The organism is Actinomadura bangladeshensis (genome assembly GCF_004348335.1).
GTDB lineage: Bacteria > Actinomycetota > Actinomycetes > Streptosporangiales > Streptosporangiaceae > Spirillospora > Spirillospora bangladeshensis.
The window spans coordinates 1-4,158 of record NZ_SMJW01000418.1 but is presented as its reverse complement, the minus strand read 5'-3'; the positions used below and the strand labels follow the sequence as shown (position 1 = coordinate 4,158).

Sequence of the window (4,158 nt, the reverse complement as noted above, 5' to 3'; positions counted from 1 at the left end):
GGGGTGAGGTCGCCGGTGGTCAGCAGGCGGGTGGGGCGGAACAGGCGGTGCCGGACGGACGCGGTCGTCCCGGACGGTCCCGTGTCGACGCGCAGCTCGTCGACGAAGTCGCTGGCCATGGCGAGGCCGCGGCCCCGGTCGGTCTCGTGGCGGTGCTCCAGCCAGCGGCCCCGGTCCGACACCTCGATCTCGACCGCGCCGCGGCTCGTGGAGCGGGCGTGCAGGAGGATGCCGCCGCGGGCCGGGCCGTAGGCGTGCTCGACGGCGTTGGTGACGAGTTCGCCGACGCCGTGCCGCAGGAGGACGACGTCCTCGGCGCGGGCGCCCAGGTCGTACAGCCAGTCGTCCAGGGCCTTGCGGGCGGTCGGGATCGCGGCGGGTTCCGCGCGCAGGTCGAGGAGCAGGGGCGGCGGCGGGGCCGTGCGCTGGGCGGCCAGGAGGGTGATGTCGTCGGTGTGGCCGGTGACCCGGACGAGCAGTTCGAGGGTCTGCGTGGTGAGGCGTTCGACGGTGGCGAGCCAGTCCTCGCGGAGCGCGCGGCCGGCGGCGATCTCCGTGGCGGTCTCGGCGAGTTCGACGGTGCTGGCGGGCAGGTCCAGGCCGGGGCGCTCGATGATGCCGTCGCTGTAGAGGAGGAGCTGGTCGCCGACGCCGAGCCGGTCGTGCAGGAGGGGGAACGCCGAGCCGGTGCCGAGCGGGCCGCCGCCGGAGGAGGGCAGGTAGCGGGCGCGCCCGTCGGACGGGATCAGCAGCGGCGGCGGATGCCCGGCCGTGCAGTAGGAGATCCGCCCGTCGGCGGGGTCGACGACCGCCACGCAGACGGTCGCGGCGCGGGCGCCGGGGAGGCGGCCGGCGAGCCGGTCGACGGCGGTGAGCGCCTCGGCGATGTCGCCGACGTGGTCGAGGTGGTCGTGCATGACGGCGCGGAGCTGGCCCATCGCCGCGGACGCCGCGACCCCGTGCCCGACGACGTCGCCGATGACCAGGGCGGCGCGGCCGTCCGGCAGCGGGACCGCGTCGAACCAGTCGCCGCCGGCGGTCTCGGCGCCGGCGAGCAGGTAGCTGCCGCCGACCGCGAGGCCGGGCAGGATCGGCAGGCCCGGCGGGAGAAGCTGCCGCTGCAGGACGTCGATGACGTCGCGGGCCTCGGCGTGCCGCTGCTCGGCCTCGGCGGCGCGGCGCTGCGCGGCCTGCCGGTCCCGGACCCGGCCGGTGACGTCCTGGATGATCGCGACGAGCCCGGTCACGGCGCCGTCGGGGGAGCGGCGGGGCACGATGACGCAGTCGATGTAGATGTCCTCGGGGGCCGTGTCCGCTCCCTGGTCGAGCTGGACCCGCCATTCGGTGATCAGTTCGGGGACGCCGGTGGCGAAGGGGCGGTCCAGCGCGCCGATGAGCTGCTGCCCGACGACGCCGGGCAGGAGGTCGCGGACGGTGCGGCCGATGAACGCGTCCCGGCGCAGCAGCCCCCGCCAGGCGGCGTTCGCCGCGACGATCGTGTGGTCGGGCCCCTCCAGGCCGACGACCGCGGCCGGGGCCGCCTCGAACACCTGCCGGACGGTCCGGGCGTCGCCGATCAGCCGCCGGAGCCCGTCCTCGTCGTCCTCAGGGCCGTGCATGAAACCCCCATGCCATCGCCGCCGTGCGTCCGTTCTTTCCGATTCGTCCGCATCCATTCGCGCCGCCTCCCCGGTATCGGGACGGTGCCGGACCCGATGCGGGTGATGCCGTCCACGGGCGTTCCGAAACGCGCGGGGCCTAGGCCGATCGGACGTGGCCGTCTGGTCCCGTTGCCCGAGGCGGGCGAACCGGCCGGCGGGCAGCATGGGGGACATGACCGCTATCGACCTCACCGGCAGGAACGCGGCGCGTCCGGCCGGGAGGACGCCGGGCTGGGCCGCGCTGCTCGCCGCGTCCATCGGCCAGTTCCTCGTCGTCCTGGACATCTCCGTCGTCAACGTCGCCCTGCCCCACATGCGCGACGCGCTGGGGCTCGGCCCCACCGGCCTGCAGTGGGTCGTCAACGCCTACTCGCTGACGTTCGCCGGGTTCCTGCTGCTCGGCGGGCGCGCCGCCGACCTCTACGGGCGCAAGCGCGTGTTCCTGACGGGCCTCGTCCTGGTCGTCGCGGCGAGCCTCGCGGGCGGGTTCGCGCAGGACGGCGCCATGCTGATCGGCGCCCGCGCCGTGCAGGGGCTCGGCGCCGCCGTCCTCGCGCCGGTCACGCTGTCGCTCGTCACCGCGACGTTCCCGGCCGGCCCGGCGCGGACGAAGGCGATCGCGATGTGGACGGCCGTCGGCACGGCGGGCGGCGCGACCGGCGGCCTCGTCGGCGGGCTGCTGACCGACTACCTGAGCTGGCGCTGGGTCCTGCTGATCAACGTCCCGGTCGGTGTCGCCGTCGCGGTGGTCGCCGCCCGCTGGCTGCGCGACGAGGGCCGCGCCGCCGGACGCGCCCGCCTCGACCTGCCCGGCGCCGTCCTCGTCACGGCGGGCGTGAGCCTGCTCGCCTTCGGGATCGGGCAGACCGAGGACCACGGCTGGACGTCCCTGATCCCGCTGGCGGCCGGGCTCGTGCTGCTCGGCCTGTTCGTCGCCGTCGAGGCCAGGACCGCGCAGCCGCTCATCCAGCTGCGGCTGTTCCGGGTGCGCAGCGTCGCGGTCGGCAACCTCACCACCCTCGTCATGATGATGGCGGGGTTCGCGCTCTGGTACTTCCTGTCGCTCTACATGCAGAACGTCCTGCACTACAGCGCCGTCCGGACCGGCCTGTCGTTCCTGCCGCACACCGCCGGCATCATCATCGGCTCGCGGCTCGCGCCCGTCCTCATGGCCCGCATGGACGCGCGGCTCCTCACCGGCGCGGGCGGTGCGCTGGCCGCCGCCGGGTTCGCCTGGCAGAGCCTCGTGCTAGATCCCGGCGGAACGTTCCTCGGCTCCATCCTCGGCCCCGGCGCGGCCATGGCCCTCGGCTTCGGCCTCCTCATGACGCCGCTGGTGGAGGTCGCGACGAGCGGCGCGGACGACTCCGAGGCGGGCGCGGTGGCGGGCGTCGTCAACACGTCCCGGACGATCGGCGGGGCCATCGGCCTGAGCGTCCTCGGCACGGCCGCCGCGAAGGCCGGCGGCGACCTCGCGGACGGCTACGCGGCGGCGTTCCTGGTCGCCGCCGTCATCACCACCGCCGGGATCGCCATCGTCCCCTTCCTGCCCCGCCCCCGCCGGGACGGTCAGGACGAGGCGGACGCGAAGGCGTGACGCACCGCGCCGGCCGCGACGACCAGCCAGGCGGCGGCGGCCGGCCACAGCAGGACCTCGCCGAGCGTCCACAGCCAGGGGATGCCGCACGCGTGCCCGGCCGTCATCGCGCTCACCGCCGTCATCCCGAGCGGGAACACGGTCGACCAGCGGCGCCCGTCATAGGCGGCGCGCGGGGACAGGACCTCGCAGACCACGAGCACGGCGTACCAGCCGAGCGCCGCCGCGAGGACGGCCAGGGTTCCCGCCACCAGTGGCGCGGACGCCCCGGCCGCGTGCGTGACCTTCGCGAACGCCAGCGCGGAGATCGACAGGCTGCCGCCCGCCACCCAGTGGTCGCCCGCCCCGCCGGCGAGTTCGGCGAAGTCGAACCGGTACAGCACCAGCACGTAGAGGAGGAGGCCCAGGGCGAGCAGCACTCCGGCGGGCCACAGCAGCCAGCGCGCGTGCGGGTGCACCGCCAGCGACGCCGCGAGCACCGCCACCGCCTGCGTCGCGACCGTCACCATGTAGGCCGCGCCCGGCACCCGCCACCGCAGGTTCCGCAGGACCCGCGGCAGCAGCGCCGCCCACAGCAGCGCGGTGAGCGCGAGCAGCACCGCCGCGGCCACCGGGCGGCCGATCACCGCGACGCCGTCGCCGAGCACGCCCGTCCCCGCCACGGCCGTCAGCGCGGCCGGCGCGGACGTCTCCTCCCGCCACCGCTCGAGCCCGCCGCCGAACTGCCCGCAGAACGTCACCGCGAGGACGGCCCACAGCGCCGCCATGATCGCCAGGAGCACCCGCGCGGCCCAGGCGAACCCCGCGAGATGCAGCCCCACCGCCACGATGCCCGTCGCCATCGTCTCGGCACCCCACGGATTCCCGCCCCGCCGCGCACTGCTCACGACCCCCTTCTAC

General features: G+C 75.9%; 3 protein-coding genes. 1 reads left to right on the top strand and 2 read right to left on the bottom strand.

What is annotated here, in order from left to right; all coding sequences use genetic code 11:
• The coding region (locus E1284_RS38990; protein ID WP_165965604.1) for an ATP-binding SpoIIE family protein phosphatase at window positions 1-1,619 on the bottom strand (1,619 nt) is incomplete at its 3' end.
• 214 nt (window positions 1,620-1,833) lie between these two features.
• Here E1284_RS38990 and E1284_RS38985 point away from each other — a divergent pair.
• Window positions 1,834-3,258, top strand: a complete 1,425-nt coding sequence (locus E1284_RS38985) for an MFS transporter (RefSeq protein WP_207924215.1) — start codon at window positions 1,834-1,836, stop codon at window positions 3,256-3,258.
• On the opposite strand, the gene E1284_RS38980 is transcribed toward E1284_RS38985, so the two are convergent.
• A complete protein-coding gene (locus tag E1284_RS38980) occupies window positions 3,231-4,145 on the bottom strand; it encodes an SLAC1 family transporter (RefSeq protein ID WP_207924214.1) in 915 nt (304 codons plus the stop codon). The two genes, E1284_RS38985 and E1284_RS38980, sit on opposite strands and share 28 nt — an antisense overlap.
• Between the last annotated feature and the right edge of the window lie 13 nt (window positions 4,146-4,158).

Coding starts and splice junctions, on each gene's coding strand:
- E1284_RS38985 (WP_207924215.1), top strand. CDS start 1,834: ATGACCGCTATCGACCTCACCGGCAGGAACGCGGCGCGTCCGGCCGGG.